Origin of the sequence: Faecalibacterium sp. BCRC 81149, assembly GCF_022750605.1 — a bacterium.
GTDB lineage: Bacteria > Bacillota > Clostridia > Oscillospirales > Ruminococcaceae > Faecalibacterium > Faecalibacterium duncaniae.
In genome coordinates this window covers 23951-41852 of record NZ_QXJA01000007.1, presented here as the reverse complement: position 1 = coordinate 41852, position 17902 = coordinate 23951, and the positions used below count along the sequence as shown (strand labels likewise).

12 protein-coding genes and 5 tRNA genes are annotated in these 17902 nt (G+C 57.2%); 8 read left to right on the top strand and 9 right to left on the bottom strand.

Translation table 11 applies throughout. The features are described from left to right. Window positions 1–8: 8 nt before the first annotated feature. The 6 genes from D3F01_RS09150 to D3F01_RS09125 all read right to left on the bottom strand — a co-directional run bounded on the left by D3F01_RS09150 (window position 9) and on the right by D3F01_RS09125 (window position 9036). A complete protein-coding gene (locus D3F01_RS09150; RefSeq protein ID WP_156075063.1) occupies window positions 9–485 on the bottom strand; it encodes a hypothetical protein in 477 nt (158 codons plus the stop codon). Window positions 486–705: 220 nt separating this feature from the next. Continuing rightward, window positions 706–1947, bottom strand: coding sequence for an aminopeptidase (locus D3F01_RS09145; protein ID WP_242888092.1), 1242 nt, complete (start codon window positions 1945–1947; stop codon window positions 706–708). 305 nt (window positions 1948–2252) lie between these two features. Further along, window positions 2253–3674, bottom strand: a complete 1422-nt coding sequence (locus tag D3F01_RS09140; RefSeq protein ID WP_117505341.1) for a glycine--tRNA ligase — start codon at window positions 3672–3674, stop codon at window positions 2253–2255. 239 nt (window positions 3675–3913) lie between these two features. Beyond that, window positions 3914–4399: a 23S rRNA (pseudouridine(1915)-N(3))-methyltransferase RlmH gene (gene rlmH, locus D3F01_RS09135; protein WP_097770974.1), complete on the bottom strand. Its 486-nt coding sequence runs from the start codon at window positions 4397–4399 to the stop codon at window positions 3914–3916. Between the two features lie 211 nt (window positions 4400–4610). Next, complete coding sequence (locus tag D3F01_RS09130; RefSeq protein ID WP_242888077.1) at window positions 4611–6860, bottom strand: DNA gyrase subunit A; 2250 nt, start codon at window positions 6858–6860, stop codon at window positions 4611–4613. A gap of 184 nt (window positions 6861–7044) precedes the next feature. After that, window positions 7045–9036, bottom strand: a complete 1992-nt coding sequence (locus tag D3F01_RS09125) for a toprim domain-containing protein (RefSeq protein ID WP_242888075.1) — start codon at window positions 9034–9036, stop codon at window positions 7045–7047. A 326-nt stretch (window positions 9037–9362) separates the two neighbouring features. On the opposite strand from D3F01_RS09125, the gene D3F01_RS09120 reads away from it, so the two are divergent. The 7 genes from D3F01_RS09120 (at window position 9363) to recG (ending at window position 13109) form a co-directional block, all read left to right on the top strand. Further along, window positions 9363–9438 (top strand) — tRNA-Phe (locus tag D3F01_RS09120). Between the two features lie 40 nt (window positions 9439–9478). After that, window positions 9479–9554: transfer RNA gene (locus D3F01_RS09115), tRNA-Gly, on the top strand. Window positions 9555–9584: 30 nt separating this feature from the next. Next, window positions 9585–9658 (top strand) — tRNA-Asp (locus tag D3F01_RS09110). Between the two features lie 36 nt (window positions 9659–9694). Continuing rightward, a tRNA-Gly gene (locus D3F01_RS09105) sits at window positions 9695–9770 on the top strand. Window positions 9771–9799: 29 nt separating this feature from the next. Further along, window positions 9800–9874, top strand: a tRNA-Cys gene (locus tag D3F01_RS09100). 104 nt (window positions 9875–9978) lie between these two features. After that, window positions 9979–10983: a PDDEXK nuclease domain-containing protein gene (locus tag D3F01_RS09095; RefSeq protein WP_186850399.1), complete on the top strand. Its 1005-nt coding sequence runs from the start codon at window positions 9979–9981 to the stop codon at window positions 10981–10983. Window positions 10984–11048: 65 nt separating this feature from the next. Further along, on the top strand, window positions 11049–13109 hold the full coding sequence (gene recG / locus D3F01_RS09090; RefSeq protein ID WP_156071354.1) for an ATP-dependent DNA helicase RecG: 2061 nt from the start codon (window positions 11049–11051) through the stop codon (window positions 13107–13109). An 85-nt stretch (window positions 13110–13194) separates the two neighbouring features. Here recG and D3F01_RS09085 read toward each other — a convergent pair whose 3' ends face one another. The 3 genes from D3F01_RS09085 to D3F01_RS09075 all read right to left on the bottom strand — a co-directional run bounded on the left by D3F01_RS09085 (window position 13195) and on the right by D3F01_RS09075 (window position 15745). After that, entirely contained in the window at window positions 13195–13731 is a 537-nt protein-coding gene (locus D3F01_RS09085; protein WP_097770970.1) for a TetR family transcriptional regulator, read from the bottom strand. 88 nt (window positions 13732–13819) lie between these two features. Then, the gene (locus tag D3F01_RS09080; protein ID WP_242888073.1) at window positions 13820–14329 is read right to left on the bottom strand and encodes a transcription repressor NadR; all 510 of its coding nucleotides are present in this window, start codon (window positions 14327–14329) and stop codon (window positions 13820–13822) included. A gap of 57 nt (window positions 14330–14386) precedes the next feature. Continuing rightward, window positions 14387–15745 carry an alpha-amylase family glycosyl hydrolase gene (locus D3F01_RS09075; protein WP_179859123.1) on the bottom strand — a complete coding sequence of 453 codons (1359 nt, stop codon included), beginning with the start codon at window positions 15743–15745 and terminating at the stop codon, window positions 14387–14389. Window positions 15746–15941: 196 nt separating this feature from the next. On the opposite strand from D3F01_RS09075, the gene glgB reads away from it, so the two are divergent. Beyond that, window positions 15942–17885 carry a 1,4-alpha-glucan branching protein GlgB gene (gene glgB, locus D3F01_RS09070; RefSeq protein WP_242888071.1) on the top strand — a complete coding sequence of 648 codons (1944 nt, stop codon included), beginning with the start codon at window positions 15942–15944 and terminating at the stop codon, window positions 17883–17885. Window positions 17886–17902 lie beyond the last annotated feature (17 nt).

Here is a 17902-nt window from a genome sequence, read left to right as displayed (position 1 = left end):
CAATCTTCTTATGCATCATAGGTTTCCACTTCTGTTTTTGTATCTCCACACTTGGTACAGACATAATAATAAGTCACCTTGATAAAATCTCTTCCAATCGGCATATTCCGGAATTCCTCCCGGACAACCTTATCAAGATCATAATTATGCTTGCAGGTATCAGGTATAATCGGTTCCGGGGATACATCACGTGCTTTTTGTTCTGCCGCTTCAATCAAACGGAACATTTCGCTCGACTGCTGCGCCACATGTTGATTTACATACGCTTCCACTTGCGTAAAATCATAGCTGGAAGTTCTTGAAGTTTCAACAAGTTCTTCTGCCTTTTCTTTTCCCAGAACCAGCTCCAGCATACTGTCAATCCGTTTCTGGGTCTCTGTTTCAAAATATCGATCGATTCTGGAGGTGTCAAACGCCGCAAAAGCCGTTGCGCCAATTGCTACTACAAAAATCAGGCTCAATAATACAGCAGTCAAACGTTTCATAATTACATCTCCCTTCGGCTTATGATGCAGTTCTGTCAAAGTACACTTCTTACAATAAAAGTATAACACGCCTTTTTTTGATGTCAATATTTTTCTTTCATGTGAAATATATTTTGTGCATTCATACAATTATCAAGTTTCTAGTCGTTCTAAATAAGCAAAAATCCTTACAGACTAATCACAGACTGTAAGGATTTAACGAATTATTTATATTGAACGATTACAGCACCCAGACACCATCCCGGAAGAGGTCCACGGTCCGTCCGTCACGGCACTTGCCGGTGATATGGCTGTCCTCTGCACCGATCATCACATCCTCATGGATGGTAGACTGGTTCATGCCGCGCTCTTCCAGCTGCTCCTTGGTCAGGCCGGTGCCGCCCTCGGTTGTGCCGGGGTAGCTGGCACCAAAGGCGATGTGGCAGGCAGCGTTCTCATCGAACAGGGTGCTGTAGAACAGCGCGCCGCTGCGGTTGATGGGGCTGGATGCGGGCACCAGTGCCACCTCACCGATATGGCGGGCACCCTCGTCGGTATCCAGCAGCCGGCCCAGCAGGTCAGCGCCCTCCTCGGCTCCATGGTCAACGACCTTGCCATCCTTGAAGGTGACATGGAATCCCTTGATGAGCTGGCCATTGAACACATAGGGCTTGGTGCCGTAGACGATGCCGTCCACCTTATCCTTGTGGGGAGCAGTGAACACTTCCTCGGTGGGGATGTTGGGCAGGAAGAACACGCCCTTCTCGTTCTTGCTTCCGGCGCTCTCCCAGATTGCCTGTTCGGCCAGGCCCACGGTCAGGTCAGTGCCGTTGGCGCTCTCAAAGTGGACGCTTTCCAGATCAAGGGCATTCATCTTCTCGCCCAGACTGGTCAGACGGTCCAGATGAGCCTTCCACTCGTTGACGGGGTCACCGCCGGTCACGCGGCAGACATCAAAGATGAGCTGCCACAGCTTCTCGATGGCGGCATCCGTGTCCAGCTCGGGGAACATCTTCTTTGCCCAGGGGGCGCTGGGCATGGCGGCAATGGACCACTGCACCCTGTCATTCATGGTGTACTCCCGCCAAGGAGCCATAAATTTCCGGTTGGCGGCGTTCACACGGCTGATCTTGGCACCATCCAGACCGGCGTAGACCTCGGGGTCATCCGCAATGAGGTGCAGCACGCAGACACTGCCCTCGCTCTCTGCGTAGTCGAGGTAGCGGCGCAGCTGGTAGGGCTTGCTGTCGGTCAGGGCTTCCTCGCTGCCCAGCTCCATCCGGGTGCGGGATACGGCATTGTCGCTCCAGTCCACCTGAACATCACGGGCTCCGGCCTCGAAGCCGCTGCGCACGCACAGGCGGGCCAGCGGGGCAGCCTCCAACGGGCAGCGGATGATCATGGTCTGGCCCGGCTGAGGGTTCACGCCCACCCGGACGATAAAGTCAGCATATTTTTTGAGCAGTTCATCAAAGTTTTTCACAAAAGGTTCCTTTCTGCCGCAAGAAACGGCATGGTTGTTTTGCCCTAAGTATACCCTCTTTTTTCAATTCTGTCCATCGGATAAAAGAAAACAGACGCTTCCGTCGTTGAAAAACGGGGAAACGTCTGTTTAAGAAGAATCTTTACACACAAAAAATGACCGCCCTCAGCGTCCAAACCTGAGCGGTCATTCTTTGTGAATAATTTGCCAGGAAGGTACTGACCGTTTGCCGGGCAGCACTCTCTTTATCTATAAAATACCACAGCCCCGCCGAAATTGCAACGGCGGGGCTGTTTTTATTTGGATCAGAACTCGATCTTGCTCTCGATATAGCTCTTGAGCTCGGAGATGGGCATACGCACCTGCTCCATGGTGTCACGGTCGCGGACGGTGACGCAGTTGTCAGCTGCGATCCCCTTGGCCTCGTCACCCACGGTGTCGAAGTCCACGGTGATGCAGTAGGGAGTGCCGATCTCATCCTCACGGCGGTAACGCTTGCCGATGGAACCGGTATCATCGTAGTCCACCATAAAGTACTTGCTCAGCTCGTTGCGGATCTCCATGGCCTTGTCGCCCAGCTTCTTGCTCAGGGGCAGCACAGCACACTTGTAGGGAGCCAGAGCCGGATGCAGACGCAGGACGGTGCGGACATCTTCCTTGCCCTTGGCATCGACCAGATGCTCCTCATCGTAAGCCTCGCACAGGAAAGCCAGTGCCACACGGTCGCAGCCCAGAGAGGGCTCGATCACGTAGGGGATGTAGTGCTCGTTGGTCTCGCTGTCGAAGTACTCCAGGCTCTTGCCGGAGGCCTCCTGATGACGGGTCAGGTCGTAGTTGGTGCGGTCTGCAATGCCCCACAGCTCGCCCCAGTCGGTGAACGGGAAGGCATACTCGATATCGGTGGTGGCACGGCTGTAGAAGGCCAGCTCTGCGGGCTCGTGGTCACGCAGGCGCAGATGCTCCTTCTTGATGCCCAGGCTCAGCAGCCAGTTCTCGCAGTAGTCCTTCCAGTAAGCGAACCAGTCCAGATCGGTGCCGGGCTTGCAGAAGAACTCGCACTCCATCTGCTCGAACTCACGGGTGCGGAAGGTGAAGTTGCCCGGGGTGATCTCGTTGCGGAAAGCCTTGCCCACCTGGCAGACACCAAAGGGCAGCTTGCGGCGGGTGGTGCGCTGGATGTTGGCAAAGTTGACGAAAATGCCCTGTGCGGTCTCGGGGCGCAGGTAGCAGGTAGAAGAGCTGTCCTCGGTAACACCGATGGCAGTCTTGAACATCAGGTTGAACTTGCGGATGGGGGTGAAGTCATGTTTGCCGCAGACAGGGCAGACGATGTCCTCGTGGTCGGCGATGAACTGATCCATCTCATCAAAGCTCATAGCATCCACATTGACCTCAGGATGCTCCTCACCGATCAGCTTATCGGCACGGTGGCGGGCCTTGCAGGCACGGCAGTCCAGCAGGGGGTCAGAGAAGCTAGAAACGTGGCCGGTGGTCACCCAGGTCTGGGGGTTCATAATGATGGCGGCATCCAGGCCCACATTGTAGGGGCTCTCCTGGACAAACTTCTTCAGCCATGCTTTCTTGACGTTGTTCTTGAACTCAACGCCCAGGGGACCGTAGTCCCAGCTGTTGGCAAGACCGCCATAGATCTCAGAACCGGGGAACACGTAACCACGGTTCTTGCAGAGATTGACGATCATATCAAGGGTCTTTTCGCTCTGTTCCATTGTAATAACATCCTTTCCGTCCGCGGCTGGCTTGCCGTGTCGTGTGTGTTGTTTCGGGCAGCTTTCCCCACTGCCGCGTACCTCTACTTTACCATGTTTTCTTATTTTTGTAAAGCAAAAGGCCGCTGCATTTCTGCAACGGCCCTTTCTTTCTGAGAAACAGGCGGGGTGACGTTTCCCGCATCTCCTAACACCGGGCGACGGCTGCCTGTTCCGTCCTCTGTTTCTCTTTGCAAGTTTTACTTATGATACTTCATACCGGCATTGATGGTACAGGCCCGGTAGATCTGTTCGGTCAGCACCAGGCGGGCCAGTTGATGGGGCATGGTGATGCGGCCCATACTGAATCTGAGGGCTGCGGCTTTCTTCACTTCATCGGACAGGCCGTGGGAGGAGCCGATGACGAACGCCACATCCCCTGCCCCGCTGTTTGCGCGGTCGGCCAGGAACTGGGCCAGCTCATCGGAGGAGATCTGCCTGCCCTCAATGCACATGGCAACGATGGCAGCACCCTTGCGTACATTGGAGAGGATGGCTTTTCCTTCCTTCTCCAGTGCTTTTTTCACCACAGCATCGGAGGCATTTTTCTCCTCGATCTTTTCCTCCGGCAGCTCGATGATCCGGAATGCCGCAAAGGCAGCCAGACGCTTCTGGTACTCTGCCACGCCCTCGGCAAAATATTTTGCGTTCATTTTACCAATACAGATCAGGTCGATGTTTTGCATTGGGTCGTCCTTTCTTGCATATCATCATGTTCTTTGTGAAAACAAACCCTCTCAGGCGCTCCCCGCCAGCGTCCTCGCCCTCTCAGTCACCTGCGGTGACAGCTCTCCCAAAGGGAGAGCCAAGGACGTAGAGGAAACGCTTCTTGCCTCTCCCTTTGGGAGAGGTGGCAAATCCGTCAGGATTTGACGGAGAGGGCGAGCACGCTGCCCTTTACAGCAGGCTCAGCTGCTCGCCCTCGTCCTCGGCGCGGATGAGAGCGCCGGTGGCGGGCAGGCTGCGGACACGGTAGCGGTGGGGGTTGGCAAGCTCCAGCGTTTCCGCCGGGACGACAGATGCAATGGTCTGGTTCTTTTTCAGGGTCACAACAGCAACGCCCTGGCTGTCGCGGGTGGTCTTGGCAGCGATCTGCGCCGTGTTGACCAGCAGCATCCGGCCTGCGCTGGTGCGGATGGCCAGCTCCGTGTCCTCGGGCAGGAAGAGCAGCTTTGCCAGCGGCTCCTTGTCGGAGTAGGCCTTGAGCAGCTTGCGGCGGTTCTGCTTGGTGGCGTAAGAGGCCAGCGGGATCTTTGCGCACTTGCCGCCCGCAAAGAAGAAGAGGACATAGCCGCTGTAATCGCCCGTGATGACCATAGCGAGGATGTTCTCGCCCTCATCCATTCCCAGACGACCCGGCAGGTAGATGCCCATCTGGGCCACCTTGCCGTCCTCCAGCTCGTTCAGGCGCACCTTGTACACCTGCTGTTTGTCGGTAAAGAAGAGGGCCTCCACGTTGTTCCGCGTCTCCACCTGATGGATGATCTCATCGCCCTCTTTCAGCTTGTGGGCACCGGCGGTGCGCAGGCTCTGGGGCGGGATCTTTTTCAGGTAGCCCTCACGGGTAAAGAACACGGTAACAGGATAATCCGGGATGGATTCCTCTTCGGCACCGCTCTCCTCCTCGGGCAGATCATACAGGATCTCGCTGCGGCGGGGCTGGGCGTACTTTTTAGCCACATCGTTCAGCTCATTGATGATGATGCGGCGGATGCGGGCAGGCTTTGCCAGAATATCGTTCAGGTCGGCAATGTCCTTTTCCAGCTGTTCGATCTCACCCGTCCGCTTGAGGATATACTCCCGGTTCAGGTGACGCAGCTTGATCTCAGCCACATAGTCGGCCTGCACCTCGTCGATGCCAAAGCCGATCATCAGGTTGGGCACCACCTCGGTCTCCTCCTCGGTGGTGCGGATGATATGGATGGCCTTATCGATATCCAGCAGGATGGCGGCAAGGCCCTTGAGCAGGTGGAGCCGCTTTTCCTTGCCGTGGAGATCGTAGTAGGTGCGGCGGCGGACACACTCCATCCGGAAAGCGGTCCACTCCTGCAGGATCTCCCGCACGCCCATGACCCGGGGCTGACCGGACACCAGCACGTTGAAATTGCAGCTGAAGCTGTCCTCCAGCGGGGTGGTCTTGTAGAGCTTGGCCATCAGCTTTTCCGGGTCCACGCCGCGCTTGAGGTCAAGGGTCAGCTTGAGACCGTTCAGGTCGGTCTCATCCCGCATATCGCTGATCTCTTTGATCTTGCCCGCCTTGACCAGCTCAGCGATCTTGTCCATGATGGCTTCCACAGTGGTGGTGGGCGGGATCTGCGTGATCTCCAGCATATTCTCACCGGGCACCACATTGTATCGGGCACGCACCTTGATGCTGCCCCGGCCATTCTCATAGACCTCCCGCATCTGGGCCTCATCGTACAGGATCTGGCCGCCGCCCACGAAATCCGGGGCGGGCATGGTGGTGGAGATATCGTGTTTGGGATCTTTCATCAGGGCCACGGTGGTGGCGCACAGCTCTGCCAGATTGAAGGAGCAGATGTTGCAGGCCATACCGACCGCAATGCCCAGGGTATTGTTGGCCAGAATGGTGGGGAAGGTCACGGGCAGCAGGGTCGGCTCGGTGGTGGTGCCGTCGTAGTTGGACACAAAGTCCACGGTCTCCTTATCAATGTCCCGGAACAGTTCCTCGCAGACACCCTCGAGCTTGGCCTCGGTATAACGGGCAGCGGCGCAGGACATATCCCGGCTGTACGCCTTGCCAAAGTTGCCCTTGCTGTCCACAAAGGGCACCAGCAGGCTCTCGTTGCCCCGGCCCATGCGCACCATGGTATCGTAGATGGCGGCATCACCGTGGGGGTTCAGGTGCATGGTGCTGCCCACGATGTTGGCCGACTTGGTGCGGGCCCCCTTCAGCAGACCCATCCCGTACATGGTGTACAGCAGCTTGCGGTGGGCGGGCTTGAAGCCATCGATCTCGGGCAGGGCGCGGGAGACGATGACGCTCATTGCGTAGGGCATATAGTTGGTCTCCAGCGTGCTGGTGATGGGATCTTCCAGCACACTGCCCGCGTTCAGGATCTCAACGCCGTCGCCCAGCTGCGGGCGGACAGGCTTGGTCGTTTTTTTGGTTGTTCGTTTTGCCATTTTTGCTCCTCTATATCAGCATCTATATCCCGGATCCAACCCCTCAGTCTCGCATACGCTCGACAGCCCCCCTAATAGTGGGGCCCTTGGCATAGAGGGGAACTCGCAGGGCGTTCCGCAACGCCAGGGCCTCCCCTACTAGGGGAGGTGGCAATGCAAAGCATTGACAGAGGGGTTTATCTCGTCAGCTCACATCCAGATCATCCAGATATTCCGCGCCGTGCTGTGCAATATGCTCCTTGCGTCCGGCCAGGTTGTCTCCCAGCAGCAGGTCAAACACCCGGGCCGTTTCCTCCACGTCCGTGGGCAGTACCTTGATCAGGCGGCGGCTCTCGGGGTTCATGGTGGTCAGCCACATCATCTCGGGGTCGTTTTCGCCCAGACCTTTGGAGCGCTGGATGGTATACTTTTTGTCGCCGATCTCCTTCAGGAATGCTGCCTTTTCCGGCTCGGTGTAGGCAAAATAGGTGTGATCCTTTGTGGTGATCTCATACAACGGCGATTCCGCGATATAGACATAGCCCTCGTTGATCAGAGTGGGGGTCAGCCGGTAGAGCATGGTCAGCACCAGCGTGCGGATCTGGTAGCCGTCCACGTCAGCATCGGTACAGATAACGATCTTATTGTAGCGCAGATTATCGATGTTGAAGGTGGCAAGCTCCTTGTTGTGCTTGCCGCCCAGCTCCACGCCGCAGCCCATGACCTTGATCAGGTCCACGATGACATCGGACTTGAAGATGCGGGCATAATCGGCCTTCAGGCAGTTCAGGATCTTGCCGCGGATGGGCATGATGGCCTGATATTCACTGTCGCGGCTCTGCTTGACCGCGCCCATAGCGGAATCGCCCTCCACAATGTAGAGCTCCCGGCGGGAAGCATCCTTGGTGCGGCAGTCCACGAACTTTTGCACCCGGTTGGCCAGATCGATCTGGGTGGAGAGCGTCTTTTTGATGCTCTGGCGGGTCTTTTCGGCGTGCTCGCGGCTCTGCTTGTTCACCAGCACCTGCTGGCAGATCTTCTGGGCCTCCTCCGGCTTTTCAAGGAAGTAGACCTCCAGGTAATGCTTGAGGAAATCAGTCATGGCCTGCGAGACGAACTTGTTCGTGATGGCCTTCTTGGTCTGGTTCTCGTAGCTGGTACGGGTGGAGAAGCTGGACGAAACGTACACCAGGCAGTCCTGCACATCCTGGAAGCTGATGGCGCTCTCGCCCTTCTTATAGAGGTTCTTGTCCTTCAGGTATTTGTTGATCTGGTAGACAAAAGCCGTGCGGACGGCGTGCTCGGGGCTGCCGCCGTGTTCCAGCCAGGAGGAGTTGTGATAGTATTCCAGCAGCTGCACCTTATTGGAGAAGCAGAAGGCAGCGCTCATCCGCACCTTATAATCCGGCTGATCCTCACGGTCACGGCCGGAGGCCTCGCTTTCGCAGCTGAACACCGGGGTCAGGGTGTCCTCTCCTGCCACCTCCTGCACATAGTCGGCGATGCCGTTCTGGTAGCACCAGCTCTCCTTCCAGGACTTTCCGGTGGCGGGGTCCTTTTCCTTTTCGTCCGTAAAGTTCAGGGTCAGGCCCGCGTTGACCACGGCCTGACGGCGCAGCACATCCTTATAGTAGCTGCCGGGCACGTCAATGTCCGTAAACACCTCATCGTCGGGCTTCCAGTGGATGATGCTGCCGGTGCGGCGGCCCTTGTAGGGCTCCTTCTGCAGGCCGCCCACGTTCTCACCCTTTTTGAAGTCGAGGTGGTAATGAAAGCCGTCGCGGTAGATATCGGCGGTCATCCAGGCAGAGGCGTACTGGGTGGCGCACAGGCCCAGGCCATTCAGGCCCAGGCTGAACTCGTAGTTGTCCTCGCCCTCACCGTATTTGCCGCCCGCGTACATCTCACAGAACAGCAGCTCCCAGTTGTAGCGGCCCTCGCCGTTGTTCCAGTCCACGGGCATACCGCGGCCAAAGTCCTCCACGATCACGCTGCCGTCCTTGCAGCGGGTCACATTGATGGTATCGCCGTGGCCGTCGCGGGCTTCATCGATGGAGTTGGAGACGATCTCAAAAATAGAGTGGGCGCAGCCTTCCACGCCGTCTGAGCCAAAGATGACGGCCGGGCGCTTGCGCACACGGTCGGCACCCTTCAGCGAAGTAATGCTTTCGTTGCCATATTCCTGTTTTCTTGCCATGCTGTCCTCCGGGCCTGTTCTCTTGTAATGAGCAGGTCGTCAAATCAAAACGCCTTTGCTCTTTCCCTTATAATAAGTATAAGCGATGTGTAAAGAGCAAAAGCGTCGGTGTTCTTTTCTTTTATTAAACCATAGGTTGTATTACTTGTCAATTTCTTCGGGCAGATTTCTTGTCCTCCTGATCCGGCAGAAAAAAGCCCAGAAAGTCATTCTTATTTTGCGCGTTGAAACGCATAAAACGAAAAAAGTTTCAGTTTTTTTCAAAAATTTTGAATTTACCCCTTTACAAAATCAAAATTTCAGGTATAATAGTCATCGTCCGGTGCGCCTCTGTAGCTCAGTCGGTAGAGCAGGGGACTGAAAATCCCCGTGTCATTGGTTCGATTCCGATCGGAGGCACCACCTTTCAGAAGAACAAGAATTACTCCTGTTCCTCTGATATGCGGCCGTAGCTCATCTGGTAGAGCGCCACCTTGCCAAGGTGGAGGTAGCGAGTTCGAGCCTCGTCGGCCGCTCCATAACGGAGTGGTAATAATCACTCCGGATATGGCCCGGTAGCTCAGTTGGTTAGAGCACCAGCCTGTCACGCTGGGGGTCGTCGGTTCGAGCCCGATCCGGGTCGTCTTTCCCTGTGGTGCAAGGGTAAATGCACCAATATGCGGCCGTAGCTCATCTGGTAGAGCGCCACCTTGCCAAGGTGGAGGTAGCGAGTTCGAGCCTCGTCGGCCGCTCCAAATGGAGTGGAAATATTCACTCCAAATATGGTGACGTGGCCAAGTGGTAAGGCAAGGGTCTGCAAAACCCTCATCCACCAGTTCAAATCTGGTCGTCACCTCCAAAAGTTCCCGGAAGCTGCGGCTTCCGGGATTTTTTGTTTTGCTTTTCTTTTCCCCGTTCCCGTGTTACAATGGGGATACTATTTTTGCGAAGGGGGCCGGCAAAGTGCTCTTGAATTCCAGCGAATATCTGAATACCGTTGAATCCATCAAGCAGGAAATTCGCGCGGCGCAGTATCGCGCATCTGTCAGTGTCAACCGGGAGCTTCTGCTTCTCTATCATACGATCGGCAATACGATCAATGCACATAAGACCTGGGGCAGCAAATTCATTGAAAGCCTTTCTGCCGATATCAAACTTGCTTTTCCGGACGCTTCCGGTTATTCCGTTCGCAACTTGAAGTATATGGCAAAATTTGCACTTGCTTACCCTGACGAGGAATTTGTGCAACAGCCTGTTGCACAAATTCCATGGGGACACAATACCGTTCTCCTGGATAAGCTTTCCTCACCAGAAGAACGCCTATGGTACGCTGAAAAAGTTATTGAAAACGGTTGGTCTCGGAATGTTTTGATTCATCAGATCGAGGGTGGATTATATCAACGTCAGGCCATTGCATCAAAAATCACAAATTTTGAAGCTCGTCTGCCCGCCTCGCAAAGTGAGCTTGCCTTGCAAACGATGAAAGACCCCTATCTCTTTGATTTTATCCCTTTGAAGGAAAATATGCTTGAGCGGGATATCGAGCAGGCTCTTGTCAAAGATGTCACCAAGCTTTTGCTGGAGCTGGGCACTGGCTTTGCTTTTCTGGGCAACCAGTATCATCTGAATGTCGGCGGTGATGATTTTTATATCGACCTGCTGTTTTATAATCTGAGCCTGCGCTGTTATGTTGTGATCGAATTGAAAACCGGTGAATTCAAACCAGAGTATGCCGGACAGCTCAATTTCTATCTTTCTGCGGTAGATGGATTACTGAAAAAAGAGCAGGATCACCCTTCCATCGGCCTTCTTCTCTGCAAAAGCAAGAACGATCTGGTTGCAGAGTACTCCCTTAAAGATATGAGCAAACCCATCGGAGTCAGCGCATACCGTATCACAAGCTGCCTGCCGGAAGAGTTTGAAAAGCAGCTGCCTTCTGTTGAGGATCTTCAAAAGCGAATTTTGTAAGGCAGATTTTTCCCCGTTCCCGTGTTACAATGGGGATACTATTTTTGCGGAAAGGAGGGCCTGCCATGCCCGCTGAACATCACACCACCCTGACCCCGGACACGCCGGTGCGCTACCTCAAGGGCGTGGGGCCCAAGACCGCCGAGCGGTTTGAGAAACTGGGCATCGTGACACTGGCCGACCTGCTCTGCCACTATCCCCGGCGCTACATCGATTTTTCCCGTCCCTACTCCATTGCCGAGGCCCCGCCAGACACCGAGTGCGTGGTGAAGGCCGAAGTGTTCGCCAAACCTGCCGGGCGCATCCTGCCGGGCGGGCGGCGGATGGAGCGCATCACCGCCGGGGATGATGTTTCCAGCCTGGAGATCACCTGGTTCAACAATCCCTATGCCACCCAGAAGCTGGAGCTGGGGCAGGAATACTATTTTGAGGGCATCGTGACCGGCGGGATGCTTCGCCGTCAGATGGTCAACCCGCAGGTGCGCACGGCGGCACAGATCACCGCCGCTCCCTTCGAGGCCGTCTACCCCCAGACCGAGGGACTTTCCAGCACCGTAATTGCAAAATGTATCCGGCAGCTGCTCCCCCATGCGGAACTCCTGCCCGACCCGCTGCCAGAGGAGATGCTGAAAAAATACCGCCTGCTCTCCAAGGCCGATGCCGTGCGGGCCATCCACTGCCCTGCCACAGAGGAGGAGGCTTTTGCAGCCCGGCGGCGGCTCATCTATGAGGAGCTGCTGGTGCTCCAGTTGGGCATTGGGCGGATGAAGAACCGGGGCAGCGCCTCCACCGGTGCACCCATGCAGCGGCTCGATCCGGCCCCCTTCTGGGCATCGCTCCCCTTCTCCCCCACCGGTGCCCAGCGCCGGGCCGTAGACGAAATTCTGACCGATCTGTCCGGCAGCACCTCCATGAACCGCCTTTTGCAGGGCGATGTGGGCAGCGGCAAGACGCTGGTTGCCGCCGCCGCCATCTGGGCCTGCATCCGCAGCGGATACCAGGCGGCCCTGCTGGCCCCCACCGAGATCCTTGCCGCCCAGCACGCAGAGAACCTGAACCGGATGCTGGCCCCCTTCGGGATGCGTGTGGCCCTGCTGACCGGCGGTATGAAAGCCGCCGCCCGCCGCACCACGCTGGCTGCCATCCGCAGTGACGAGGCCGACCTTGTGGTGGGCACCCACGCCATCCTGAGCGAGGGCGTGGAGTTTGCCCGGCTGGGTCTGGCTGTGGTGGACGAGCAGCATCGCTTCGGCGTGCGCCAGCGCGGAATGCTGGCCGAAAAGGCTGCGAACCCCCATCTGCTGGTGATGAGCGCCACGCCCATTCCACGCACATTGGGCCTGCTGATCTACGGTGATCTGGACATTTCCATTCTCGACGAGCTGCCCCCGGGCCGCAAGCCCGTCAAGACCCGGTGCATCACCGGAAAAAAGCGGCGGGATCTCTACGGCTTTCTTGACCGGGAGATCGGAGCCGGACGGCAGGTGTATATCGTCTGTCCCGCCATCGAGGACACGCCGGACGGCGGGTTGAACGCCGTAAAGAGCTACTACGAGGACATTGCCAAAGCCCTTCTCCCTGACCGCCGGGTCGGCCTGATGCACGGTAAGCTCAAGCCAAAGGAAAAAGCCGCTGTAATGGACGATTTCAAAGCCGGCCGGCTGGATGCCCTGGTATCCACCACCGTCATCGAGGTGGGCGTGGATGTACCCAACGCCACCGTCATGGTCATCGAGAATGCCGAGCGCTACGGCCTGAGTGCCCTGCACCAGCTGCGGGGCCGCGTGGGCCGGGGTGCCGCCGAGAGCTGGTGCTTCCTCGTCAGCGACAACACCGCCGAGAGCGTCCAGAAGCGGCTCAGGTTCCTCTGCTCCACCTCTGACGGCTTTGCCGTGGCGCAGTTCGACCTTGAGACCCGCGGCCCCGGCGACTTTTTCGGCAGTCGACAGCACGGCCTGCCCACCCTGCAGATCGCCGACCTGATGAACGACACCCGCACCCTTCACGCCGCCCAGGCCGAGGCCGCCGCTCTGCTGGCCGCAGACCCCCTGCTGGAAGCGCCGGAGCACAGCCTGCTCGCCGCGCAGGTCGAACAGATGTTCACAAAGGCCGGCGCCATGAATTGAAACAATAAAAAGAACCGGTTTCCATGTATTTTAAATGAGAGAGGCTCCTGCGAAAGCAGGAGCCTTTCTCATGATTACCATTCTGTCATCGGTTCAGGCTTTGCGCCGCTTTGGCGATCACAGCCAGCAGATCGACCAGATGTTCCACGTCCATCTGGCCGCTGTTGTTGGCAAAGGCATAGAAGCAGCCCTGCACGCAGAAGGAAAGCAGGATGCCCCGGTCGGGGTCCGCCGCAAAGGTGGGGTCTTTGGCCGCCAGACGGTCTCGCAGACCCTTTTCAATGCAGTTGGCAAAGATTCCCTGCCTTGCCCCGGAGAAAAGGATGTTCACCGCCTCCTGGTTCTGAACAAAGGCATGGAACAGTTCACGGGTCAGCTGCTCTGTGTGTGCAGCGGTAAGCCCCACATTGGGCACACTGTCCAGAATGACATGGATGAGCTTGTTCTCCAACCGGCTGGACAGCTCATAGATATCCTCATAGTGGGCATAAAAGGTGGATTTGTTCACCTTGGCCAGTGTGCACAGGTCTTTGATCCTGATCTTCTCCAGCGGCTGGCGGGCACGCAGCTCCATGAATGCCTTTTCGATGGCGCGGTCAGTCTTTTCAATGCGGATGTCCAAAATAATCCACCACTTTCATTGTTTCGTTGGATATCCAACGCTTTTCGTTTTTCGGGGATAGACAGTTTGTTCGAGTTTTCTTACAATATCAATAGAGAATCCCTTTCTCTCTCAATGCCGCTTCGATCCTCTGGAATGTTTCTTCATCCGGGCAGCGGAGGGTGTGCAGGTGCACGCCGCCGGTCATCCGGCTGAGCAGGCACTCCGGGGTATTGGCTGCCTGGGTGATAAAGGTATCCACATCGTATCGGCTGGCGAGGTTCAGGTTGCCCCGCAGCTCGCCGTAAAGCGGGTTTTCCACCGCCACATCGACCACCACTCCTCCCTGATCCACCACCGTGTAAAGCTCGGTGCGCATCTCATCGGCAGTCTTGTGCACACAGGCCAGGATGCCGGTGTAGCCGCCGGGGGTCGGGTGGAACTGATACCCCCGCGGGGTGGCCTCAATTTCGGCCCCGCCGGCCCGCAGAAGGGCTACGTCCCCCACCACGATCTGGCGGCTGACCCCCAGCTTTGCGGCCAGTGCACTGGCACTGATGGGTGCGCTGGCCCCATGGAGCTGCTCCAAAATCTTTTCCCGGCGCTGTGCTGCGTTCATTGTTTTTCCCCCTGTCAGCATTTTTCCCTATTATAATAGTGCATGACAGGTGTCCTGTCAATCCAGACGCAGGACAGTGGCGTAATTGGAGGGCAGCTGGACCTTCATCCGGCCAGATGCAAGGCTGACCATCACATTCTCAGCGCCCACGGTATCGGCCAGCAGGTCCGTTGCAGCGTTGGCCTCCACCGGCAGCTGGAACTCCATCTCCGCCGGGCTGTCGCCGTTGTTGAATACGGCCACCAGGGCTTTTCCATCCAGCACCCGGGCAAAGGCATAGCACTGGGTGGTCAGCTGGAGCTCCTTCACCTCGCCCCAGCTCAGGGCCGGGTATTCGGCCTTCAGCCTGCCCAATGCAGCGTACACACTGGTGACGGGGTTGGTGGTCAGGTCATCCCGGAATTTGTCCAGCTCCAGGCAGGGGCGCAGGGGCCAGTCACTGCCCCACTCCTTTTTGCCCTCGATGCCAAATTCGGAACCGTAATAGATGGACGGAATGCCCCAAAGCGTGTATACTAGAATTGCAATGTGCCGGATGTGCGCCTTGTTCCGCAGTTTATTGGGCAGGCGCTCCACATCGTGGTTGTCCGAGAAGGTATAAAGCCGGGTGTCGTGGCAGAGCCCTTGCAGACGGCGCATGGTGTGTGCGATCTCAAAATAGTTGTGGTCGTTGTGGCCGCTCCACAGACCCTTGTGCAGCTCATAGTTGGTAACAGAGTGAAGCATTTCAGGGTTGGCCCAGCGGCTGTAATCGCCGTGGATGACCTCGCCCATCAGCCAGAACTCAGGCTTGACCTCGTTGGCAAGGCGGCGCAGGCCCTTCATAAAGTCGAAGTCCAGCACATCCGCTGCATCCAGCCGGATGCCGTCAATGTCGAATGCATCGACCCAGAAGCGGATGGTATCATAATGGTAGTTCTGCACCTCGGGGTTGCGCTGGTTCAGCTTGACCAGCAGGTTGAAGCCGCCCCAGTTGCCGTAAGAAAAGCCGTCGTTGTACTCGTTGTTGCCCCAGAAGTTCACATCGCAGAACCAGTCCTTATAGCGGGCGTTCTCGCGGTTGGCCTGCAGGTCTTTGAAGGCAAAGAAGTCCCGGCCCACATGGTTGAACACACCGTCCACAATGACCTTCTGGCCCCGGGCGTGGCAATTGGCCACAAACTCCCTGAACTCTTCGTTGGTGCCCAGACGGCGGTCCACCCGGCGGTAATCGATGGTATCATAGCCGTGGGAGCCGCTCTCGAACAGCGGGCCGATATAGATGGCTGTGCAGCCCAGATCTTTGGAGGCGTGCTCGGCCCAGGCGTTCAGCTTTGCGAACGCGCCCGGTGTGGGCTGGCCGTCGTTTTCGTGCGCACAGCCGCACAGGCCCAGCGGATAAATGTGATAAAAAACTGCGGTATCATACCATGCCATAGTTACTCTCTCCCATATCATTTCTTCTGCCGCCCAGCAGCGGCAGGCTCAGTATACCACAAACTCTTCCAATTGTGTGGATATTTGATATTTTTTCTACATAGTCTCTGTTAAAATCAGCAAGTGTGACGATTTTGATCCATAAATATTGGTAAATATGACCGGGTGTATCCCGTTGAGAAAAGGAGAAATCTGCATGAACTTTCCCACCATCGACCGCTCGTTCTTTGCGGGCGAATGCTTTGATGCCTACCGTGTGCTGGGCGCGCACCCCTGCCTGGATGACTTTGGGCAGGAGGGCTGGCGGTTTGCCGTGTGGGCCCCGGGTGCTGTGGCTGTGGAGATCTGCGGCGGCTTTGACGGCTGGGGGCCGGGCGTTCCCATGCAGAAGGCTGACACCGGCGTGTGGAGCGGCTTTGTGCCCGGCCTTGCCGAGGGAGAGCTGTACAAATACCGCATCCACGGCAAGGATGGCAGCACCGTGATGCGGGCTGACCCCTACGCCTTTTCCACCGAGCTGCGGCCCGGCACGGCCAGCAGGCTGGCCCGGATGGACTTTGCCTTTGACGATTCCAGCTGGATGGAGCGGCGGGACAAGTGCCGCAACCTGCCCCTGAACATCTACGAGCTCCATGCAGGCAGCTGGAAGCACAAGCCCAACGCCACCCGTGAGGACGGCTCGGATGGCTGGTACAATTACCGGGAGCTGGCCCGGGAGCTGATCCCCTGGCTGCTGGATCACCGCTTCACCCATGTGGAGCTGCTGCCGCTGGCAGAGCATCCCTTTGACGGCAGCTGGGGCTACCAGACCACCGGTTACTTCTCTGTCACCAGCCGCTACGGCGACCCTGCCGACTTTGCGGCCTTTGTCAACGCCTGCCACCGGATGGGCATTGGTGTCATCATGGACTTTGTGCCCGTCCACTTTGCCGCCAACGGCGACGCGCTCGCCAACTTTGACGGCACCCACCTCTACGAGTACGACAGCGATGTGGGCCACAGCGAGTGGGGCACTTGCAACTTCAACTATTACCGCCGGGAGGTATGCAGCTTCCTGAACAGCGCCGCTGCTCTTTGGATGGATGTCTACCACTGCGACGGCATCCGGATGGATGCCATCTCTCGTGCCCTTTATTGGCAGGGCGACCCCAACCGCGGCGTGAACGAGGGCGCTGTTACCTTCCTGCGGAACCTGAACCACGGCCTGAACGAGCGCTGGCCCACCGGCATCTACACCGCCGAGGACTCCACCAACTTCCTCAAGGTCACCGCCCCCACCCGCTACGATGGCATCGGTTTCGATTACAAGTGGGACATGGGCTGGATGCACGACACGCTGGATTATTTTTCCACGCCCTTTGGTGAGCGGCCCGATGCCTACCACAAGCTGACCTTCAGCATGCAGTATTTCTACAACGAGCTGTATCTGCTGGCACTCAGCCACGACGAGGTGGTGCACGGCAAAAAGACCATCATTGATAAGCTGTGGGGCACCTACGAGGAAAAATGCGCCCAGCTGCGCACCCTTTACTTCTACATGTACACCCACCCGGGCAAAAAGCTGAACTTTATGGGCAATGAGCTGGGGCATTTCCGGGAGTGGGATGAGAAAAAGGAGCTGGACTGGGGCCTGATGAAGTATCCCTTCCACGACAGCTTCCAGAAATATTTTGCCGAGCTGGGCCGCCTGTATGCCACCGAGCCCGCCCTCTACGATGGCGAGTACAACCCGAACTGCTTTGAGTGGATCGCCTGCGAGAGCCGGGACGAAGGCGTGTACGCCTGGCTGCGGAAGGGCGCGGGCCAGACCATTCTCTGTGTGATGAACACCCAGAATACCGCCCACAAAAAGTTCCCGCTCTACTTCCAGTATCCCTGCACCGCCGATGAGCTGCTGAACAGCGAGGCTGCCTGCTGGAACGGTGCGGACCGCAGCCGCACCAGACACCTGCACACCACCGATGGCGGCGTGTACGGCCGGGACTACACCCTGAGCGTGGATCTGCCCGCCATGGGCAGCCGGATGTACCGCATCACGCCGGAGGCTCCCCACCCGGAGGCCGCGCAGGCCTCTGCCCGTAAGGCCGCTGCCCAGAAGCGCAAGGCCACCATCGCGGCAAAGCAGAATTCCAAAAAGTAATATCGCACTCAAAATAT

Coding starts and splice junctions, on each gene's coding strand:
- D3F01_RS09125 (WP_242888075.1), bottom strand. CDS start 9,036: ATGGCAAGAAAACAGGAATATGGCAACGAAAGCATTACTTCGCTGAAG.
- D3F01_RS09130 (WP_242888077.1), bottom strand. CDS start 6,860: ATGGCAAAACGAACAACCAAAAAAACGACCAAGCCTGTCCGCCCGCAG.
- glgB (WP_242888071.1), top strand. CDS start 15,942: ATGAACTTTCCCACCATCGACCGCTCGTTCTTTGCGGGCGAATGCTTT.
- D3F01_RS09080 (WP_242888073.1), bottom strand. CDS start 14,329: ATGAACGCAGCACAGCGCCGGGAAAAGATTTTGGAGCAGCTCCATGGG.
- rlmH (WP_097770974.1), bottom strand. CDS start 4,399: ATGCAAAACATCGACCTGATCTGTATTGGTAAAATGAACGCAAAATAT.
- D3F01_RS09075 (WP_179859123.1), bottom strand. CDS start 15,745: ATGGCATGGTATGATACCGCAGTTTTTTATCACATTTATCCGCTGGGC.
- D3F01_RS09150 (WP_156075063.1), bottom strand. CDS start 485: ATGAAACGTTTGACTGCTGTATTATTGAGCCTGATTTTTGTAGTAGCA.
- D3F01_RS09140 (WP_117505341.1), bottom strand. CDS start 3,674: ATGGAACAGAGCGAAAAGACCCTTGATATGATCGTCAATCTCTGCAAG.
- recG (WP_156071354.1), top strand. CDS start 11,049: ATGCCCGCTGAACATCACACCACCCTGACCCCGGACACGCCGGTGCGC.